Annotated in this window: 22 protein-coding genes; 17 read left to right on the top strand and 5 right to left on the bottom strand. The window is 41.8% G+C overall.

The window, feature by feature from the left end:
* Nucleotides 1-112 precede the first annotated feature (112 nt).
* Together soj and NST65_RS18910 are read left to right on the top strand one after the other, a co-directional pair.
* On the top strand, nucleotides 113-874 hold the full coding sequence (soj, locus tag NST65_RS18915) for a sporulation initiation inhibitor protein Soj (RefSeq protein ID WP_008360890.1): 762 nt from the start codon (nucleotides 113-115) through the stop codon (nucleotides 872-874).
* Entirely contained in the window at nucleotides 867-1,721 is an 855-nt protein-coding gene (locus NST65_RS18910) for a ParB/RepB/Spo0J family partition protein (protein ID WP_065215036.1), read from the top strand. The genes soj and NST65_RS18910 overlap by 8 nt, the downstream gene beginning before the upstream one ends.
* Nucleotides 1,722-1,746: 25 nt before the next feature.
* On the opposite strand, the gene yyaC is transcribed toward NST65_RS18910, so the two are convergent.
* On the bottom strand, nucleotides 1,747-2,373 hold the full coding sequence (gene yyaC / locus NST65_RS18905; RefSeq protein ID WP_034283638.1) for a spore protease YyaC: 627 nt from the start codon (nucleotides 2,371-2,373) through the stop codon (nucleotides 1,747-1,749).
* A gap of 75 nt (nucleotides 2,374-2,448) precedes the next feature.
* Here yyaC and NST65_RS18900 point away from each other — a divergent pair, with 75 nt between their 5' ends.
* On the top strand, nucleotides 2,449-3,489 hold the full coding sequence (locus NST65_RS18900; RefSeq protein ID WP_342489382.1) for a hypothetical protein: 1,041 nt from the start codon (nucleotides 2,449-2,451) through the stop codon (nucleotides 3,487-3,489).
* Nucleotides 3,490-3,527: 38 nt separating this feature from the next.
* On the opposite strand, the gene NST65_RS18895 is transcribed toward NST65_RS18900, so the two are convergent.
* Together NST65_RS18895 and NST65_RS18890 are read right to left on the bottom strand one after the other, a co-directional pair.
* A complete protein-coding gene (locus tag NST65_RS18895) occupies nucleotides 3,528-3,938 on the bottom strand; it encodes a hypothetical protein (protein ID WP_034283636.1) in 411 nt (136 codons plus the stop codon).
* Nucleotides 3,939-3,953: 15 nt separating this feature from the next.
* The gene (locus NST65_RS18890) at nucleotides 3,954-5,273 is read right to left on the bottom strand and encodes a hypothetical protein (protein WP_046312551.1); all 1,320 of its coding nucleotides are present in this window, start codon (nucleotides 5,271-5,273) and stop codon (nucleotides 3,954-3,956) included.
* A gap of 294 nt (nucleotides 5,274-5,567) precedes the next feature.
* Here NST65_RS18890 and NST65_RS18885 point away from each other — a divergent pair, with 294 nt between their 5' ends.
* The 10 genes from NST65_RS18885 (at nucleotide 5,568) to wrbA (ending at nucleotide 13,478) form a co-directional block, all read left to right on the top strand.
* Entirely contained in the window at nucleotides 5,568-5,774 is a 207-nt protein-coding gene (locus tag NST65_RS18885) for a DUF951 domain-containing protein (protein ID WP_008347561.1), read from the top strand.
* A gap of 216 nt (nucleotides 5,775-5,990) precedes the next feature.
* Nucleotides 5,991-7,091: a redox-regulated ATPase YchF gene (ychF, locus tag NST65_RS18880; RefSeq protein ID WP_111927501.1), complete on the top strand. Its 1,101-nt coding sequence runs from the start codon at nucleotides 5,991-5,993 to the stop codon at nucleotides 7,089-7,091.
* A gap of 108 nt (nucleotides 7,092-7,199) precedes the next feature.
* Entirely contained in the window at nucleotides 7,200-7,487 is a 288-nt protein-coding gene (gene rpsF / locus NST65_RS18875; RefSeq protein ID WP_024424058.1) for a 30S ribosomal protein S6, read from the top strand.
* 36 nt (nucleotides 7,488-7,523) lie between these two features.
* Nucleotides 7,524-8,066, top strand: coding sequence for a single-stranded DNA-binding protein SsbA (gene ssbA / locus NST65_RS18870; RefSeq protein WP_007497456.1), 543 nt, complete (start codon nucleotides 7,524-7,526; stop codon nucleotides 8,064-8,066).
* A 40-nt stretch (nucleotides 8,067-8,106) separates the two neighbouring features.
* Nucleotides 8,107-8,346 carry a 30S ribosomal protein S18 gene (gene rpsR / locus NST65_RS18865; protein ID WP_008359105.1) on the top strand — a complete coding sequence of 80 codons (240 nt, stop codon included), beginning with the start codon at nucleotides 8,107-8,109 and terminating at the stop codon, nucleotides 8,344-8,346.
* 203 nt (nucleotides 8,347-8,549) lie between these two features.
* Entirely contained in the window at nucleotides 8,550-9,515 is a 966-nt protein-coding gene (locus NST65_RS18860) for an ABC transporter ATP-binding protein (protein WP_111927500.1), read from the top strand.
* A complete protein-coding gene (gene opuFB / locus NST65_RS18855) occupies nucleotides 9,508-11,025 on the top strand; it encodes an osmoprotectant update ABC transporter permease/substrate-binding subunit OpuFB (RefSeq protein WP_111927499.1) in 1,518 nt (505 codons plus the stop codon). The genes NST65_RS18860 and opuFB overlap by 8 nt, the downstream gene beginning before the upstream one ends.
* A 210-nt stretch (nucleotides 11,026-11,235) precedes the next feature.
* The gene (locus tag NST65_RS18850; RefSeq protein WP_111927498.1) at nucleotides 11,236-12,186 is read left to right on the top strand and encodes a ring-cleaving dioxygenase; all 951 of its coding nucleotides are present in this window, start codon (nucleotides 11,236-11,238) and stop codon (nucleotides 12,184-12,186) included.
* The gene (locus tag NST65_RS18845; RefSeq protein WP_034283629.1) at nucleotides 12,183-12,791 is read left to right on the top strand and encodes an alpha/beta hydrolase; all 609 of its coding nucleotides are present in this window, start codon (nucleotides 12,183-12,185) and stop codon (nucleotides 12,789-12,791) included. The genes NST65_RS18850 and NST65_RS18845 overlap by 4 nt, the downstream gene beginning before the upstream one ends.
* A gap of 72 nt (nucleotides 12,792-12,863) precedes the next feature.
* Complete coding sequence (gene wrbA, locus NST65_RS18840) at nucleotides 12,864-13,478, top strand: NAD(P)H:quinone oxidoreductase (RefSeq protein ID WP_034283654.1); 615 nt, start codon at nucleotides 12,864-12,866, stop codon at nucleotides 13,476-13,478.
* A 49-nt stretch (nucleotides 13,479-13,527) separates the two neighbouring features.
* Here wrbA and katX read toward each other — a convergent pair whose 3' ends face one another.
* Nucleotides 13,528-15,117, bottom strand: a complete 1,590-nt coding sequence (katX, locus tag NST65_RS18835) for a catalase KatX (RefSeq protein WP_034283627.1) — start codon at nucleotides 15,115-15,117, stop codon at nucleotides 13,528-13,530.
* Between the two features lie 105 nt (nucleotides 15,118-15,222).
* Between katX and NST65_RS18830 the strand changes: the two genes are divergently transcribed.
* The 3 genes from NST65_RS18830 (at nucleotide 15,223) to NST65_RS18820 (ending at nucleotide 17,383) form a co-directional block, all read left to right on the top strand.
* Complete coding sequence (locus tag NST65_RS18830) at nucleotides 15,223-15,882, top strand: aspartate/glutamate racemase family protein (protein ID WP_034283626.1); 660 nt, start codon at nucleotides 15,223-15,225, stop codon at nucleotides 15,880-15,882.
* 148 nt (nucleotides 15,883-16,030) lie between these two features.
* Nucleotides 16,031-16,525 carry an RNA polymerase sigma factor gene (locus NST65_RS18825; protein WP_034283625.1) on the top strand — a complete coding sequence of 165 codons (495 nt, stop codon included), beginning with the start codon at nucleotides 16,031-16,033 and terminating at the stop codon, nucleotides 16,523-16,525.
* On the top strand, nucleotides 16,526-17,383 hold the full coding sequence (locus tag NST65_RS18820; RefSeq protein ID WP_034283623.1) for a DUF3298 and DUF4163 domain-containing protein: 858 nt from the start codon (nucleotides 16,526-16,528) through the stop codon (nucleotides 17,381-17,383).
* A gap of 54 nt (nucleotides 17,384-17,437) precedes the next feature.
* Here the strand turns inward: NST65_RS18820 and NST65_RS18815 are convergent, their stop codons facing one another.
* Nucleotides 17,438-18,364 carry a manganese-dependent inorganic pyrophosphatase gene (locus tag NST65_RS18815; RefSeq protein WP_034283622.1) on the bottom strand — a complete coding sequence of 309 codons (927 nt, stop codon included), beginning with the start codon at nucleotides 18,362-18,364 and terminating at the stop codon, nucleotides 17,438-17,440.
* A gap of 303 nt (nucleotides 18,365-18,667) precedes the next feature.
* Between NST65_RS18815 and NST65_RS18810 the strand changes: the two genes are divergently transcribed.
* Nucleotides 18,668-19,606, top strand: coding sequence for a YybS family protein (locus tag NST65_RS18810; protein ID WP_034283621.1), 939 nt, complete (start codon nucleotides 18,668-18,670; stop codon nucleotides 19,604-19,606).
* Nucleotides 19,607-19,619: the final 13 nt, after the last annotated feature.

The following is a 19,619-nucleotide window of genomic DNA, read 5'->3' as shown; positions in this document are numbered from 1 at the left end:
ACCGACGAATTTATAATAGGGAAACAAAAAAAGCAAACGTTTCATACTTTTTTTGATAGAATAGGAAGTATGAATGAATGAGAAACTTGTTAAGTTGAAAGTGGGTGACATCGTGGGGAAAATCATAGCGATTACCAACCAGAAGGGCGGCGTCGGGAAGACGACAACTTCTGTTAATTTGGGTGCGTGTTTAGCATACATAGGCAAACGAGTGTTGTTAGTTGATATTGATCCGCAGGGCAATGCCACGAGTGGTATTGGGATTGAGAAGGCCGACGTAGAGAAGTGTGTGTACGATATTTTAGTTGATGATGCAGATGTTCTTGATGTGATTAAGACGACAGAGGTCGAAAATCTTGATGTCATTCCTGCGACGATACAGCTTGCAGGGGCTGAAATAGAGCTTGTGCCTACAATCTCACGTGAAGTGAGGCTGAAGAGAGCACTTGAATCTGTTAAGCAGAATTATGATTATATGATTATTGACTGCCCGCCATCACTTGGACTGCTGACGATTAATGCGTTAACTGCATCCGATTCCGTTTTAATACCAGTTCAGTGCGAATATTATGCGCTTGAAGGATTGAGCCAATTGTTAAACACAGTTCGTCTCGTGCAGAAACATCTAAATACCGATCTTGCCATTGAAGGTGTCTTGCTGACAATGCTTGATGCCCGAACAAATCTTGGGATTCAGGTTATCGAAGAAGTGAAGAAGTACTTTAGAGATAAAGTCTATCAAACCGTCATTCCGAGAAATGTGAGGCTGAGTGAAGCGCCAAGTCATGGAAAGCCGATTATCTTGTATGATCCACGTTCAAGAGGTGCAGATGTCTATTTAGACTTAGCAAAGGAAGTGGATGCGAATGGCTAAAGGTCTTGGAAAGGGTATTAATGCACTATTTAACAACGTAGACTCAAATGAAGAAACGGTTGAAGAAATTAAATTAAAGGATTTGCGCCCGAATCCTTATCAGCCAAGGAAAACGTTTGATGATGATGCATTGTCTGATCTGAAAGAATCCATTCAGCAGCACGGTGTTTTACAGCCGATCATTGTTCGTAAATCGATTAAAGGATATGACATAGTAGCAGGAGAACGTCGTTTTCGCGCAGCACAACAAGCTGGTCTGACAACTATTCCTGCGATCGTTCGAGAGTTTTCAGAAACACTGATGAGAGAAATTGCCCTTTTAGAAAACCTGCAGCGTGAGGATCTCTCTCCACTAGAGGAAGCGGAAGCGTATGCTTCCTTGCTGGATCATCTAAGTGTGACGCAAGAGGAATTAGCGAAGCGATTAGGGAAAAGCAGACCGCATATTGCGAACCATCTCCGTCTGTTGACTTTACCGGATGAGATCCAAAAGCTGATTGCAAATGGAACGTTATCAATGGGACATGGCCGGACATTGCTTAGCTTAAAGAACAAAAAGAAGCTGGCGCCTTTGGTAAAGAAAATCGTGGATGAGGGGTTAAACGTACGACAGGTTGAGAAACTTGTTCAGCAGTTAAACGAAAATGTTCCACGTGAAACAAAGAAAAAAGAAGCACCAAAGGATCGAGTGTTGAAAGAAAGAGAGTCTTTCTTACAAAACTACTTTGGTACTTCAGTGACGATCAAGAAACAGAAGAAAAAAGGGAAAATTGAGATTGAATTCCTCTCGAATGAAGATTTAGAAAGAATCCTTGAATTGCTTTCTACGAGGGAATCATCAGAGTGACCATCTTGATATGAGATGGTCTTTTTTATATTCTTCCAGTGATATTTTGAATAGGGGTGAAGAGAGACCGGCTTTTTTCTCTCGTCCAATCCATTTGGTCAATGTGAGATAGACTTTCAGAAAGTGTATTGGCCATAGACATGACAAGATGAAGACGTGTGTTTTGGAGGACGAAGTATTCCATGAAACCACTCACATTGACGATCCCATTAATATGAATATCTCCTACCTCTGGAAGCTCTTTTTGCACACCAGCTCCAGGCTTTAACGGTCCATCTCCAATTTGGAAAGAACCGACACTTTTTACTCTTCCTAAACAGGCATCAACCGCTACAATAAACGGGTGTTTATGAGCTTGTTCAATTTCAGCGAGTTTTTCTTTTAAATTGACCGCATGCACTGGGTCAGAGAGTGTTCCATATACATGAAGCTTTTTCAAATCCAGACCTGAAAGCTTTGAACCAACAAGTGGACCTAGAGAGTCGCCAGTTGAGCGGTCTGTTCCAATACAAACGATGGCAACGGGTCTTTTTCCTGCTTTCTGAAGATGCGAGAATAAAATACTTTTAAGCTGTTGAATGGCGTTTGTATCCGTATGGGACACATATTCTTTCACCCTATTTCTAAAAAAAAGACCGTTCTTGCTATTCATAGGTCTCACTTCCTTGTCATAGTAGTTAGTAACAGTATACGGAAACAAGCTTAATTCTATACCTATGAGGTGATGATTGTGTGGAAGGCTGGTTCAAGGTGGACGCTTTTAATTTTAGGAAGCTTAATAGGAGCGGGATATGCTTCCGGCCAGGAAATTTGGCAGTTTTTTGGCATTGATAGCGGACTAGCCATTCTACTGTTTACATTGATGTTTATGCTGTCTACTTATGTGGTGTTAAAAATCAGTTATGAGGTGCGTGCCGATCACTTTGTGCCAGTGCTGGAACGGCTTGTCGGTCCATGGCTGGCTAAGGTGTATGACGTGTTAATTGTCCTTTATTTATTCACGACAACGACGGTCATGATTGCTGGCGGCGGGGTGACTCTTGAGATGTATCATGTGCCTTTTTGGGTTGGCATCGGCGCGTTCTGTTTGTTTTCATTTATGATTTTTTTCTGGGATGTGAAAGGGCTTTTATCTGTGAATGCTTTCATTATACCAATTTTGGTGGCGGGGCTCATCTATGCGTTTGTTTTTTATTATATGAATCATGATCATATGTGGCGTATTGATTTTGGGCAGCAGTACAATTGGCCTGCCAGCATTGTTTTTGCTTCTTTGAATATATTATCTGTTGTGGCAGTGCTGTCTTCGGTTGGGAAAGAAATGAAGGGGCTGGGGGAAGCCAAAGTGGCGAGTATATTAAGCGGTCTCATCTTTGGTGTGATCTCGTATGTGTATAACGAAATACTGGTTGATATTTCTAGAAGCCTTTCAGCAGAGGGAATTCCTTTGTTTACAGTATTAGAAGGGGCGCCGACGTCTTTGTTTGTGTTTATGACCATTGTCCTTTGTCTAGCAATTTATACGACGACGGCAGCAGGTTTATTTGGATTATCCAGCCGAATGCTTTCTTTTGTACGAATGCCCCGCTGGCTGGTTGTATTGGTGATGCTTCTTTTGATGGCCCCTTTGACATCTCTTGGATTTGCTGATTTGATTGCGTTCTTGTATCCAATTTATAGTTTGTTGAATCTTTATTTGCTCGTCTGTTTAATGCTGTATCCGATTTTAAGTAAAAAGATATTTTCTCGTCCTAAAAAATTATATTGATAAAATAAAATAAGCACCTCTCTTTTTTAGAGCTGTGCTTATTTGATCTGAATTGAATCAATAGCTTCTTTGATATCATCATAGACAGGCATTTGCTTGAGACGCTGGAGGCGATCCTCTAATTCTGAAATGGCCTGTCCCTTTAAATGCTGGGAAATGTGTTGTTTGACAATGGTCGTCTGGTTTATCATATCTTCTGTTTTAGACAATTGATATTCCAAGTGCACGCGAGTATTTGCTAATTCGTCGTGCAGCCGCATTTTGAGCAGCCGTTTTAGATCCTTTCGCTGTCCTTCTCTGCGCATGGCCTGAATGGCGGCGATTTCTTCAGGAGACTGTGTTTGTGTGTGTGGTGCCGATTGATTTTCGAATACAGACATGGAACGGCGGGCACTCACATTTTGCAAGAAACGCTGGGCGTCACTAGGAGGCTTATTTTGATTGATCATGCGATGACTCCTTTCTTAATGAATACCCATTTGCATTGCAAGGCGTCTATCTGCCTTGGCGTAGTCATCACCCATTGTGTACATATGTCTTGAAAGGGCAGAAAGCTCTTGTTCGTAATCCCTCAGGGTGTACAAGGCATTCAACTGTTTTTCGTGTGAATAAAAGGAGGAATGCGACTGTTCCATTCTGACTTCCTCTACCAGTGCTTCCACATCACTATGACTTAATAAATCATAGTGGCCAAAGCCGACGAGTCCTTTGAGTTCTTGTTTTACATGATGGACGGCGTCTTTTACGCTTTCATCAATTCCATCGATTTTTTCAAATACAGTGTGCACTTCATGTTCAATAATACTTTGCAGATCATAGGATGAATTTTTCAGTAAATGGGATTTTATGATAATTTCAAGTCCGTTTTGTGCATATGCACGTCCAGAATGAATCTCTTGCAGCAGCATGGCTGTAAAACTTGTATTATGATCAAGCTGTTCATCTAAAATACGGGCAGATCCATTTGGATGGAATGAATATCCATTTGCTTTGAATTCTCCTGAAACGAGAGCTAAAAAAGCATTTGTATCAAAAGATTCGTTCCATTCTATATTCATAGATGCAAAAGCTGATTTTAAAAAGGTGTCAATTTCTCTTTTTTTGTATTTTACGGATTCTTGGACTGAGTCTTGCTGCCGTGGCGGTACGGTGTACTTGATTTGTCCAACTCCTTGATCATGACGATTGAGTAAACCGACGTAATGACTAGGCTGAATATATTCAGTCAACATGCGTTTATATTGACCTTGCTGCGCCTTTTGCTGAATCGAAGGCGACAGGCTGCTCCATATATTTGGGCTGTCAAAGGTGACGGCTTTTTTGACAGCTGGCTGTTCTGTTGCAATATAAGCACAAACAGCACCGGCAAGTGCTTGTCCAGTGAGATGGATACCTGCATTCGGATGCTTCTGACAGACTTTCTCTATGTATTCCTTCCCTTTAAAAAAGACATGGTCTTGATTGCCATCAAGGGACTTTCTTTCAATTGGATAGGCATAGTCAGTTTTGAGCAATGACTGTGCTGCGTTGTGTACATCTTGCTTAGATGACACCGTCATTTGATGTGGCAGCGGGCAGTGAAAAGCGACGATGAATTCATCTGTTTGTTCCGGCTGCATTGTTAAACCATATAATTTTTGGTCGATCTTTAGAAAATCGTGGACAGTGAGTGTTTGCTGACCTATTTCTATTGTATGGTGCTGCTGGTAATTGTCGATATTTCCAGCATGATCGGATATGATTTTATATTCTTTATCAGTTAATCTATCCTTTCGATTGACCATCGTACCTGCTCCCTCACATAACATTTATGCAGATATCATAAATCAAAAAATATGGAAAAACCACCGCGTTCTACCAATAAAAACCTTTTGACCTACAGTGTTTGTGACAATATTGAAAAAAAACGGAGTTTAAGTAACTATTGGTCACAAATAAAATGATCTAAAAGAAGGGTTTTTTCTCTAAAAAAGAATAGGATGAACGATTGAAAGAGACTCTTTGTTTTGTGCATTGCCCTCCATCGCCGTTTTTTTGTACAATAGATTCAATGAAGTGAGCAAGAGAGGTGAAGGCTGATGGCAGACAAAGCGTTTGGGTTACATGATGTTGTAGAAATGAAAAAGCCCCATCCATGTGGTGCCAATCGGTGGAAGGTCATTCGTTTGGGCATGGATATCCGTATTAAATGTGAAGGCTGCGGACACAGCGTGATGATCCCAAGAAGAGATTTTGAACGAAAAATGAAGAAAATTCTCGTCAAGCATGAGGAGCCAACTGCTTAAGTAGGCCTCATGCTTTTTTCATTAAATTTGTCTTTTCTACAGCAAAGCCAGATGCAATTTCTCGTTTTGAAGCATTGATTTATTCTTTTTGACGATGTTTCTTCTATTGAAAGTGCATGATGGTTAGCTTGTCTTTTCATGTAAACCTACTTATAATTGCTCTAGGTTCATATTACGCAGTATAACGAGCACGTTTGATATAGAGGAGATGAAAGAATGGCTTTAACAGCTGGTATTGTTGGCTTACCTAACGTCGGGAAGTCAACGCTATTTAATGCAATTACACAGGCTGGAGCGGAGTCTGCTAACTATCCGTTTTGTACCATTGATCCAAACGTCGGAATTGTAGAAGTTCCTGACGAGCGTTTACAAAAGCTAACAGAATTGGTGCAGCCGAAAAAGACAGTTCCCACTGCTTTCGAATTCACTGATATTGCGGGTATTGTCAAAGGTGCATCTAAAGGTGAAGGTTTAGGGAATAAATTCCTTTCTCATATTCGTCAAGTAGATGCGATTTGTCACGTGGTCAGAGCTTTTGCAGACGATAACATTACACACGTAGCTGGTAAGGTTGATCCTGTAGCAGATATTGAAACGATTAATCTAGAATTGATTTTTGCTGATTTAGAAACAGTTGAAAAGCGTTTAGCTCGTGTGAGTAAGCTTGCAAAACAAAAGGACAAGGAAGCAGTAGCTGAATTTGAGATTTTGTCGAAGCTAATGAACGCATTTGAAGCTGGGAAATCGGCAAGGTCTGTAGAATTTACAGATGAACAGCAAAAGCTTGTGAAACAGCTTCATTTACTCACATCTAAACCAGTTCTTTATGTAGCAAATGTGAGTGAGGATGAAGTAGCGGATCATGAGGGCAACGAATATGTGCAGCAAATCCGTGAGTTTGCTTCTGGTGAAAACGCTGAAGTCATCGTCGTTTGTGCAAAGATCGAGTCTGAAATTGCAGAGCTTGAAGGAGAAGAGAAGCAAATGTTCCTTGAAGAGCTTGGTATTAATGAGTCAGGGCTTGATCAGCTAATTAGAGCATCTTATTCACTTCTAGGATTAGCTACGTATTTCACAGCAGGTGAGCAAGAGGTACGTGCTTGGACATTTAAAAAAGGAATGAAAGCGCCAGAATGTGCTGGAATCATCCACACAGACTTTGAGCGTGGATTTATTCGTGCTGAAACGGTTGCGTATGAGGATTTACTAGCTGGCGGAAGCATGTCTGCTGCTAAAGAAGCAGGAAAAGTTCGTCTAGAAGGCAAAGAATATGTAGTGAAAGATGGAGACGTCATTCATTTCCGTTTTAATGTATAGGTTCTTGTCATAGGCCAAGTGATTTGTTATAATATACAATTGTGAGTAATATAATTTATTGCTCCTTGCCCGTTTAGGGCCGCTTAGACCAAAAGGAGGTGCAATCAGATGAGAAAGTACGAAGTTATGTACATCATCCGCCCAACAGTTGACGATGAGGCTAAAAAAGCAGTTATCGAGCGTTTCAATAACGTGTTAACTTCTAACGGTGCGGAGATCACTGGAACAAAGGATTGGGGTAAACGTCGTCTTGCATACGAAATCAATGATTTCCGTGACGGTTTCTACCAAATCGTAAACGTTCAATCTGACGCTGCAGCAGTTCAAGAATTTGACCGCTTAGCTAAGATCAGTGACGATATCATTCGACACATTGTTGTTAAAGAAGAAGTATAAATCATTGAAATATATATTTAAAGGTGGTCTTTCAATATGCTAAACCGTGTTGTATTGGTCGGAAGACTAACAAAAGACCCTGAGCTTCGCTACACGCCTAATGGTGCGGCTGTAGCCACGTTTACTCTAGCTGTGAATCGTACGTTTACGAATCAATCTGGAGAGCGTGAAGCCGATTTCATTAACTGTGTTACTTGGAGAAGACAAGCCGAGAACGTGGCTAATTTCTTGAAAAAAGGAAGTCTTGCCGGTGTAGACGGTCGTTTGCAGACAAGAAACTATGAAAATCAGCAAGGACAGCGTGTCTTCGTGACAGAGGTTCAAGCTGAAAGTGTTCAATTTCTTGAGCCTAAGAGCGGCGGTGCTGGTTCAGGTGGATACAGCGGCGGTGGCAATAGCGGAGGCCAGTATTATGGCGGTAGCCAAAACGATCAGAATCCATTTGGAAATGAACCAAGTCAAAATCCATATGGCAATCAAAACAACCAAAATCGTAATCAGGGAAATAGCTTTAATGATGACCCATTTGCGAACGATGGTAAACCGATTGACATCTCCGATGATGATTTGCCATTCTAATTGATCTGAAAAAATGACTAAAGGAAAGGTGTGAAAACAAATGGCAGGTGGACGCAGAGGCGGTCGTGCGAAACGTCGTAAAGTATGTTTCTTTACTTCTAACGGTATCACGCACATCGATTACAAAGATGTTGATCTTCTTAGAAAGTTTGTTTCTGAGCGTGGTAAAATTTTACCTCGTCGTGTAACAGGAACTAGCGCTAAGTATCAACGTAAATTGACTTTAGCGATCAAAAGATCACGTCAAATGGCATTACTTCCATACGTTACTGGTGAGTAAGTCGTTGACTTAAAAAGCGGAGAGCCCCGAGCTCTTCGCTTTTTTTATTTTCCTCACTGTGAATCCCATCTATTTTTGCTAGAGTTGTTTTTGACAGTCAACCTAGGGGAAGTATGTAAAAGTGACAGTTTATTCTATACAAATATGAGGTTGATCTGTCATATTGGTAGTCTAGAAAATAATTGCAGTCAGGGCGTGGGAAGATGATTGAATTTAATAAGGTATCGATGCAATTTTCTGATGAGCGCTATGCCGTTCAATCTGTTGATTTGGAGATTCAGCAAGGTGAGTTTTTTGTATTGATTGGACCTAGTGGCAGCGGGAAAACGACGACATTGAAAATGATCAATCGTCTCATTTCTTCTACAGAAGGTGAGATTTACATAAAGGGTCAAAAAATAAGTGATTTTGATATGTATGAGCTGCGCTGGGATATCGGTTATGTTCTGCAGCAAATTGCGCTTTTTCCTCATATGACCATAGAAGAAAATATTGCTGTGGTGCCAGAGCTTAAACAATGGAGCCGGAATGAGACCAATCAGCGTGTCCATGAACTCATGTTGATGGTCGGGCTTGATCCTGCTATGTATCGGCATCGAAAGCCATCAGAGTTATCTGGTGGACAGCAGCAGCGTGTCGGTGTGGCACGTGCACTTGCAGCTGATCCTGAGATTGTCCTGATGGATGAACCTTTTAGTGCGTTAGATCCACTAACGAGGGAGAAATTGCAGGATGATCTGCTTGATTTGCAGCGCCGCATACAAAAAACCATTGTATTTGTGACGCATGATATGCAGGAAGCTATGAAGCTTGGTGATCGGATTTGTGTGATGAATGAAGGAAAAGTAGTGCAGATCGGACGTCCTGAGGAATTGGTTCAACATCCAGCCAATGCCTTTGTAAAGGAGTTTGTTTCAGGGGCTGCCCGCCATGTGGGACATCAAGCTTTTGAGCTGGAAACATTGGCCCAACCGATGGCTCACGAAGCTCTTTTCCTCTATGAGGCGGTCTCAGCAGATGCCACACTGGATGAAGCCTTGTCTCTATTGGCAAAGCACGAGGAATTGGCAGTTGAAAAGAATGGAGAGCGGATTGGACTAGTGAATCGTCAAGCAGTGATTCAGTTTTTAGCTGATTCTTCTAAAGAGAGGGGCGAGTCACATGAATGATTGGACCCGTGTGTTATGGGAACGCAAAGAACAATTGGGGCACGCTTTACTAGAGCATATTCAAATTTCTTTTATTGCTTTATTTTTAGCGATTTTGATTGCCATTCCATTAGGTATCTATTTAACGAGGGTTCCAAAGCTAGCGGAATGGGTCATTGGGGTGACGGCTGTCTTGCAAACAATTCCGTCACTTGCACTGCTTGGCTTGCTGATTCCTCTCGTGGGGATTGGGCAAGTGCCTGCGATTATTGCGCTTGTGGTCTATGCCTTACTCCCTATTTTAAGAAATACATATACAGGCATTCAGGAGGTCGATCCTTCCCTGAGAGAAGCAGCGCTTGCTATGGGGATGAATCATCGCAAACGGTTATTAAAGGTAGAGCTTCCACTTGCCATGCCAGTCATTATGGCGGGTATCCGAACCGGAATGGTTCTCATTGTGGGGACCGCCACTCTGGCAGCACTGATCGGAGCTGGGGGATTAGGAAGCTTAATTCTGCTGGGAATTGATCGAAATGATATGTCGCTCATTGTCATTGGTGCGATACCAGCAGCCTTACTCGCACTTTTATTTGATGTGGTGCTGCGAACCTTTGAGAAAATTTCCTTTAAAAAGACTGTGATCGCTGTGACTGTTTTTGCTCTCATTGCAGGAGCAGTTGTCGCTGCCCCCTCGCTGTTTCAGCAAGAAAAGAAAGAAATCACTATTGGCGGAAAGTTAGGATCAGAGCCTGAGATTTTGATCTCGATGTATAAGCTTTTAATTGAACAGGATACAGATATTCAAGTGAACCTGAAGCCCGGTCTTGGTAAGACGTCCTTTGTTTTCCAGGCATTACGCTCTGGTGATATTGACATTTATCCCGAGTTTACGGGTACAGCGATTTCTGAATTCCTCAAAGAAACAGCAAAAAGCACAGATAAAAGAAAAGTGTATGAGCAAGCGCGGCGTGGATTGGAATCGTCCTTTCAGCTCCGTCTTCTTGAGCCCATGGCATACAACAATACGTATGCTTTAGCCGTGCCGCAGTCACTGGCTGATCAATATGAGGTGTCCAACATTTCAGATCTAGGTAAGGTCAAAAACCGTATAAAAGCTGGATTTACCTTAGAGTTTTCTGATCGTCAGGATGGGTATCGAGGCATTCAAAAAGCTTATCAATTTTCCTTTGACGATGTTGTGACGATGGAGCCGAAGCTTCGTTATCGAGCGATTCAAAAAGGAGATATCAATTTGGTCGATGCGTATTCGACAGACAGTGAATTGAGACAATACAAATTAAAGGTGCTTGATGATGATCAGCATGTTTTCCCGCCATATCAAGGAGCACCGCTGCTCAGGCAGGAGACATTAACTGAATTCCCTGAGATTGAGACCTCTCTCAATAAGCTTGCGGGTCAAATCACAGACGATGAGATGAGAGAAATGAATTATGAAGTCAATGTGAAGGAGAAGGATGCATTTCAGGTAGCGAAGGCCTATTTAAAAAAGAAAAAATTGCTGCAATAATCAAGGGAAAGCAGAGCTGTTTCATGCAAAGCAGCTCTGCTTTTTTAAAAGAAAAACAAAAAACATTGACATTTATTTAAAAACATCATATCCTTAATTCGAGATAAATATATTTTTTTGATCTAATATCTCGAATTCGAGATAATATAAAGACGTCAGTAAAGACATAATGAATAGGGGTTTCTTACTTAAATTAGGAGGGCATGAGAAGTGAAAAAAACAGAAGGAATTCACCATATTACAGCTATTGTAGGTCATCCTCAGGAGAACGTTGATTTTTATGCAGGTGTTTTAGGACTTCGTCTCGTGAAGAAGACCGTGAATTTTGATGATCCGGGCACATACCATTTATATTTTGGAAATGAAGGCGGCTCTCCAGGGACAATTATTACGTTTTTCCCTTGGCCGGGGGCACAAAAAGGTAAAATTGGTGCAGGGCAAGTGGGCGTGACGACATATGTTGTACCGACAGGCGCTTTCTCTTTCTGGAAGGATCGTCTTGAGCAGTTTAATGTCTCTTATGAAACGGTTGAACGTTTTGGTGAAGCTTTTCTCTCATTTGAAGATCCGCACGGCTTATTGATTGAGCTGGTAGAGCGTGCGGAAGGAAAACAAAACGAGTGGACCTTTAATGGTGTCACACCAGATGTAGCCATTAAAGGATTTGGCGGAGCTGTTTTATTAACTTCGCAGCCGGAGCAAACGATGCAGCTGCTAGAGCAAACGATGGGACTTGAACGAGTCGGAGCAGAAGGAGACTATGTGAGATTCCGTTCGTTTGGTGAAATAGGCAATGTCATTGATGTGAACATCACACCTGTTCCACGAGGACGTATGGGTGTTGGAGTTGTGCACCATATTGCATGGAGAGCAACAGATGATCAGGATCAATTAGATTGGCAAAGATATATTGCACAAAGCGGGTATCAAGTGACACCTGTGCAAGATCGAAATTATTTTAATGCTATTTATTTTAGAGAGCTTGGCGGCATATTATTTGAGATCGCTACTGATCCTCCAGGGTTTGCACACGATGAATCAGTGGAAACAATGGGTGAAGCATTGAAACTGCCACCGCAATATGAGGCGCAGCGCAGCCAGATTGAACAAATTGTGTTTCCAATTGAAGTGAGAGAAGTTAAAGGGAAAGGAGATTCATGATGAAGCATCTTTTTCGAAAAGGAAAGAATGAACAAAGACCTGTCCTGTTATTACTGCACGGAACTGGCGGGACAGAAGAAGATTTATTGCCACTTGCAGAGATCGTAGATCCTGATGCATCTGTTCTTAGTGTGAGAGGGAATGTATTAGAAAACGGCATGCCGCGTTTTTTCAGACGTTTGGCAGAGGGTGTATTTGATGAACAGGATTTGATTGAGCGTACTGAGGAACTATATACATTTATCGGTGAAGCAGCTGATGAATATGGATTTGATCGTCACAATGTGGTAGCTATCGGATATTCCAATGGGGCAAACATTGCTGGAAGCTTGTTATTCCATTATGGGGATGCCCTAAAAGGCGCCATCCTGCATCATCCAATGGTTCCAAGACGCGGAGTTTCATTGCCTTCATTAGCAGGGAAACAAGTCTTTATAGCAGCAGGTGAAAATGACCCAATGTGCCGTCCAGAGGAATCACAGGAGCTGGAGCAATTGCTGCAGGGTGCAGGTGCATCGGTTACACTTCATTGGGAAAATCGCGGACATCAGCTAACGAGAGAAGAAGTCGATGCTGCGGCTTTATGGTATCGTCGTCAATTTTAAATAAGGTGGGGAATACAGGTGGGATTTTTACAGAAGCTTTTTGGGCAAAACAAACAAAAGGAGCTGGAACAAATGGAAAACGTAAAATTAGCGATTATTTATTATAGTTCAACAGGTACAAACTATCAGATGGCGAAATGGGCTGAAGCTGGAGCAAAAGAAGCTGGCGCAGAGGTCAAAGTATTAAAGGTTGCTGAATTGGCACCAGAAGCAGTTGTCGCTTCAAATCCAGCATGGAAAGCACATTTAGACGAAACAAAGGATGTGCCAGAGGTTCAATTAAGTGATTTAGAGTGGGCAGATGCCATCATCTTTAGCATGCCGACACGTTTCGGTAACCTGCCAGCTCAAATGAAGCAGTTCTTAGATACGACAGGCGGCTTGTGGTTCCAAGGTAAATTGGCAAACAAAGCAGTGAGCGCGATGACTTCAGCTCAAAACGCAAATGGCGGACAGGAGCAGACGGTTCTCAGCCTATATACGACGATGTTCCACTGGGGAGCCATTATTGCCGCTCCTGGATACACAGATGATTCCTTATACGGTGCAGGGGGCAACCCTTATGGCGTAAGTGTCACTGTTGACCAAAATGGAAAAATCCAAGAGGATGCAGAAGCAGCTGTGAAACATCAGGCAAAACGTACAGTCAATGTAGCAGAATGGATCAAAAAAGGTCAAAACGCTTAATAGATGTAAATAAAAAGAATGCAGCCTCGCCGCTGCATTCTTTTTTTCATTAATAAGGATCTGATGGTGTGCTGTTGTTGATGGCATCGTCCACGGCTTCGGCAGCGCCTGTAGAGCCGATAGGTCCGCTTGGCTGCTCTTGTTTAAAGGCTTTTAAGCCGTCAGCGACACGCTTTCCGTAATCAGGGTCTGCTTTTGTAAAGTTTTCGATCATTTGGTCTTGAATGTCCTTTTGACATGTGGCAAGGGTATTGACTAAGTTCTTAATCAGTTCCTCACGCTCCCAATCATTAAAACGGCGATACGTTTCTCCTGCTTGTCCAAAGTTGTTTGGGCGGTCAATGGCTTCTCGTTTGACTTCACCCTCTACAAAAGGCGTATGATCCTTTCCATCCTGTTTGGCTTCTTTTAATCCCCCGAGGATCGACGGTTCATAATTCACATGGGGATTTTGCCCTTTGCCTTGATCGACATGGTATTCCATTTGCCCGTCTCTCTGATTGGTGGCGACATGCTTTTTCGGTGCATTGATCGGCAGCTGTAAATAGTTTGGCCCTACACGATATCGCTGCGTGTCAGAGTAGGAGAAGGTACGGCCTTGAAGCAATTTATCATCTGAGAAATCCAAACCGTCTACGAGTACACCAGTCCCAAAGGCAACCTGCTCGACTTCTGCGAAATAGTTTTCTGGATTTTTGTTTAATACCATCCGTCCGATTGGTTTCCATGGGTAGTCATCCTTGTACCAAAGCTTTGTCGGGTCTAGCGGGTCAAAATCGAGGTGAGGGTGGGCATCATCTTCCATGATCTGTGCATATACCTCCCATTCAGGATGATCACCTTGCTCGATGGCTTCATATAAATCCTGTGTGGCATGATTGAAATTTTCTCCTTGGATCGCTTGCGCCTGTTCTTGGGTCAGGTTGCGAATGCCTTGTTTCGGTTCAAAATGATATTTAACCAGCACGGCTTTTCCTTCATGGTTTACCCATTTGTACGCATGGACACCTGAGCCTTGCATGTGCCTGTATGTTGCGGGGATGCCCCACGGTGAAAAGAGAAATGTCACCATATGCGTCGCTTCAGGTGATTGTGAGACAAAATCAAAAATACGCTCGCCGTCCTGACGATTGGTGACAGGATCTGGCTTAAAGGCATGAACCAAATCAGGGAACTTTAAAGCATCTCGGATAAAGAAAATCTTCAGGTTGTTCCCCACGAGATCCCAGTTGCCTTCCTCTGTATAAAATTTAATCGCAAAACCTCTCGGATCACGTAATGTTTCTGGCGAATGACCGCCGTGAATCACAGAAGAAAAACGAACGAAAACAGGCGTCTTTTTCCCTTTTTCCTGAAATAATTTCGCTCTCGTATAGGTGGAGATGGGTTCATCACCAAATGTGCCGTAGGCTTCAAAATAACCGTGAGCTCCAGCACCGCGTGCATGAACGACACGTTCAGGGATGCGTTCACGATCAAAATGACTGATTTTCTCTAGGAAATCGTAGTTTTCAAGCGTAGTGGGTCCTCTATTCCCAACAGTTCTCATATTTTGATTGTCTGTTACGGGATGACCTTGCCGATTCGTTAACGTTTCTTCTGACTCTGAAGATGATTTAGGCTGTTGATCTTCTTTCAATTCGAATCCCTCCTTCAATATCTCCCTAACAATATGGTCATGTTGCTCCCTATTTCATACAAGGATTGATATAATGATTGAAAACTTTCACGAGGAGCAAACCAGATGATTCGATTACACTGCCTTCACGCCCATCCATCCAATCAGTCATATATAGAAGATGTTTTTGGTGATACAGATGTTGATTTGCATCACACAGTCGATTCATCATTTATAGAACGCGCCACTCAAGATCCTGCATTTGATCAATACAAGCAGCAAACGTATGCTATCAACAGATTAAAGCAAGAAAGTGAAGCCGATCTCATTCTGCTCACGTGTACACAATACATTGCTGCTCTAGGTGATCAGCAGCACCATTTCAAACAACCGATTGTTCCGATCGATGAACCGTTATTTGAGATGATTTGTGAGAAACAAGGGCCTCTTCAACTGGTGTTTTCCAACCCAGATACAGTGGAAGGGACGATGCAGCGGCTTGAATCATATGCCACAGAGCGGGGCAAACAGGTTGAAGTGGAATTGGTTGTGATGGAGGATGCCTTTCATCTCTGTCTAAACGGTGATATGCAAGCCTATGATGAACAAATCAAGGAGCAGCTGAGAAGATGTATGAAGCAAAAAGGGAAAGACATTTGTGTGATGCAGCTTTCGATGGTTCATGCGGCACAGCAGATGGAGCAGGAGACAGGCGTTCCTATCATTCATCCGCTTTCTTCACTAAAACAGTTTGTTCATCAAACACTATCCGCTTGGAAAGAGTGAACCCATCAGGTTCGCTCTTTTTGTATAGGAACGTAATGCGATGACATGTTAAAAAAATAACCAAGCGCAAACTATTTTCAAAAGGTGCGCGTCTATCCAATGTAAGAAATAACAGATGCGCATTTAAGATAAAGGAGCTCTTTGTAAAATGAAGAAACGAAAAATAGACGATCAATTTGCGGATTACGTCATGGAACATAAACACAGTTTTTATCGGTTGTCCTATAGTTATGTCAAAAACCCAGAAGATGCTATGGATGTTGTTCAGGAGGCCATTCATAAAGCACTCAAATCTGTTCACCGATTAGAGGATGCGAGCAAAATGCATAGCTGGTTTTATAAAATCGTGGTGAACGCTGCCCTAGACTTTTTACGAAAGAAGAAACGGGTGCAGGTGACAGATGATGATACGCTTGAATTCTTATCTCAGGGCGAATCAGATGTATACGAGGATCAAGACGTCAAACGGGCTATAGAGGATTTGCCTGAGATGTATCGGGTCATCATTATTTTGAGATTCTTTGAAGATTTAAAACTAGAGGACATCGCCCAGATTCTCGATGAAAATGAAAACACCATTAAAACAAGATTATATAAGGCGCTGCGGCTTTTAAAAGTAGAATTATCACAGGAGGAAATATAAATGGATAAGTATTTGGAACATTTAAAAGATGAATATTTAGAAATCCCTATTCCACCGGAATATGATGCGATGGTTGAACGAACGTTAAAAAGAAAAAATAAAAAACCTCATTTTCAGCAATGGACAATAGGACTTGTTGCGGCGGCAGCTCTTTTTGTCACAACGGTTAATGTCAGTCCACAGGCAGCAAGAGCGATTTCAGAGGTGCCTGTCATTGGCGAGCTGGTGAAAGTCGTAACGTTTACAGAATTTAAAAAGAGCGATCAAGGAACGAATATTGATCTTAAAACACCACACGTTTCAGGACTTGGGGACGGAACATTACAAGACAGCCTGAATCAAAAATATTTAGCTGAAAACAAAAAGCTGTATCAAGATTTTGAAAAGGAAACAAAGGGGTATAAAAATGGTCATTTAAGTGTTGAGAGCGGTTATGAAGTGAGAACGAACAATGATCAAATCCTTTCACTAGGCCGATACAAGGTGACGACTCAGGCTTCTGCGGCAGAGGAAATGACATATGATACGGTTGATAAGAAAAACCATGTCCTCATTACACTACCAAGCCTGTTTAAAGATGACCGTTATATTGATGTAATTAGTGAAAATATTAAAGAACAAATGAAGAAACAGATGAAAGAGGATTCAAACAAAATGTATTGGATTGGCAAGCAAGATATGGCGGAACCATTTAAGAAAATTAAGCCGGATCAAAACTTCTATATCAATTCAAAAGGAAAGCTTGTGATTTCCTTTAATGAATATGATGTGGCACCTGGCTACATGGGTGTTGTTGAATTCACGATTCCAACAAGTGTGCTAAAGGATGTTCTCGTTAGTGATATGTATATTCATTAAAAAGAATATAGACAAAAAAGACTGCTGAATGATTCAGCAGTCTTGTCGTGTTGATTAAGAAAGTGCGTCTGTCAGCGCTGGTACGACTTGTTTCTTTCTTGATACAACACCTTTTAGTAAAGCTGTGTTGTTTTTAAGCGTGACGTTAAATGCTTTTTCTACTTTTGCTGCTTCAGCACCGAGTGCAAGAGCAAGGGAGTCATTTTCTAAAATGTCTGTGATGACTAAAACAAATAGATCAAGACCTTTTGCTGCAATGACTTCATTGATTTTCGCTTCAATGTCAGCCTGTCTTGCTGTCACTTCAGCAATATCTACTGTATTGACTTGTGCAATTTCGACTTTGCTTTTGCCTAGTGCGAATTCTTTTGCATCAAGTGTAATTAATTCTTGAACCGTTTTTTGGCTTAGATCAGCGCCTGCTTTGAGCATATCTAGGCCGTAAACTTCTGGATCTACCCCTGCGATTTTTGCAAGCTCATGTGCAGCATCAATATCTTGCTGTGTGCATGTTGGGGATTTGAATAATAAGGAATCAGAAATGATCGCAGATAAAAGCAAACCAGCGATTTCTTTTTCAATCGTCACTTGGTTTTCTTTATACATTTTGTTTAAGATCGTTGCTGTACAGCCTACAGGCTCTGCACGATAGTAAAGAGGTTCACTTGTTTCAAAGTTGGCAATACGGTGGTGGTCAATGACCTCAGTTACTTGTACTTGATCAATATCGCTTACACTTTGCTGGAATTCGTTATGATCGACAAGAATGACTTGCTTTGTTTCATTTGCAGCCGTTTCAATGAAACGAGGTGCTTCTTGTTTAAAGAAATCTAATGCGTATTGTGTTTCTCCATTGATTTCTCCAAGTCTGACGGCTTCTGCCTGAACGCCGATTTTGTTTTTCAGATCAGCGTAAGCAATAGCAGAACAAATCGTGTCTGTGTCAGGATTTTTGTGTCCGAATACGAGTGTTTTTCCCATGTGAATTCTCCTTCTTACATTTATTGATGATGTTTCTATTCTAACAGCTTTTGACCTTGAATTCAGGGTTTATAGCTAAGAATAATCTAAAAAATTGTAACATGCTGTTTGAAAACTTGCATGTTCGGTTCCCTATCGGTGTTCCACGTGAAACGCTCCCAGGACAGCCTGCATTTTACTTGAGATTTACCGCTATGGTAAAATAAAGGTTGGGGCAAGACATGATGGAGCTGACATCATACGTATACATAGAAGTACACATTGAGCAAGATATAGACAAAAGGATTGGATAGAGGTGAAGGTGTGAAACAAACAAAAGCGTTAGTAGAGGGCGCAATCATGATGAGTATTTTTGCGGTCATGATGCTGTTTTATTTGTATGTGCCGCTTTTATCTATTATTTTCTTTCTAGCTGCTCCGATTCCGATCATCCTCTATACAATCAGACACGGCTTGAAAAAAGGAATTGCTGCTGGCGCTATTGGCATAGTGATCAGCTTTTTAATTGGGTCTATGGCTGGACTCATGAGTGCACCTATCTTAATTGCCGTCGGATTGGGCATGGGTGTTTTCTACAGCAGAAGGCAGCCTGGGAATGCCATCATTACAGGTGCGCTGCTTTATTTATTCAGTATTCTCATCTCCTTTGTTGTCAGTGTCCAGCTCTTTCAAATCGATATTATGAATATTGCGAAAGAGTCGATTGAGCAAATGATGCCGATGGTAGAGAGTGTTTTAAAGCAATCCGGGGCTTCTGAAAAGGACATAGCTAAACAGCTCAAACAGTTTAAAGAGATGCAGGATACGGCATTAAGTGCTTTACCTGTAGCGTTATTGATTTTGGTGACGCTGATGGCTTTTGTGAATCACTGGTTCGTGCGGCCTTTGCTCAAACGGTTTGTTTCAGACATGCCGTCCTTGAAGAAATTTAAGGATATGCGGCTGCCAAAAAGCATGGTATGGTATTATTTACTCACATTGCTTTTGATGCTGATTCAGACGGAAAAAGGCAGCTTTTTATGGCTCGTTCAAACGAGTGCGTTTCAAATTTTATTTATACTGGTGCTTATTCAGGGATTTTCTTTTCTCTTCTATTATTGCCACGAAAAAAACATCTCAAAAGCGGTACCCATTTTCGCTGTCGTGTTAACGGTTTTCTTTCCGCCAATCGGTGTGATTGTGCGAATTATAGGGATTGCTGACATAGGCTTTGATTTAAGAGAAAAAGTAAAAAACAAATAATTCACTCTGAATG

Origin of the sequence: Bacillus sp. FSL P4-0248, from assembly GCF_038593305.1 — a bacterium.
Taxonomy (GTDB): Bacteria; Bacillota; Bacilli; order Bacillales; family Bacillaceae; genus Bacillus; species Bacillus safensis.
The sequence above is the reverse complement of the archived record's forward strand: the minus strand, read 5'-3'. Positions and strand labels throughout refer to the sequence as shown.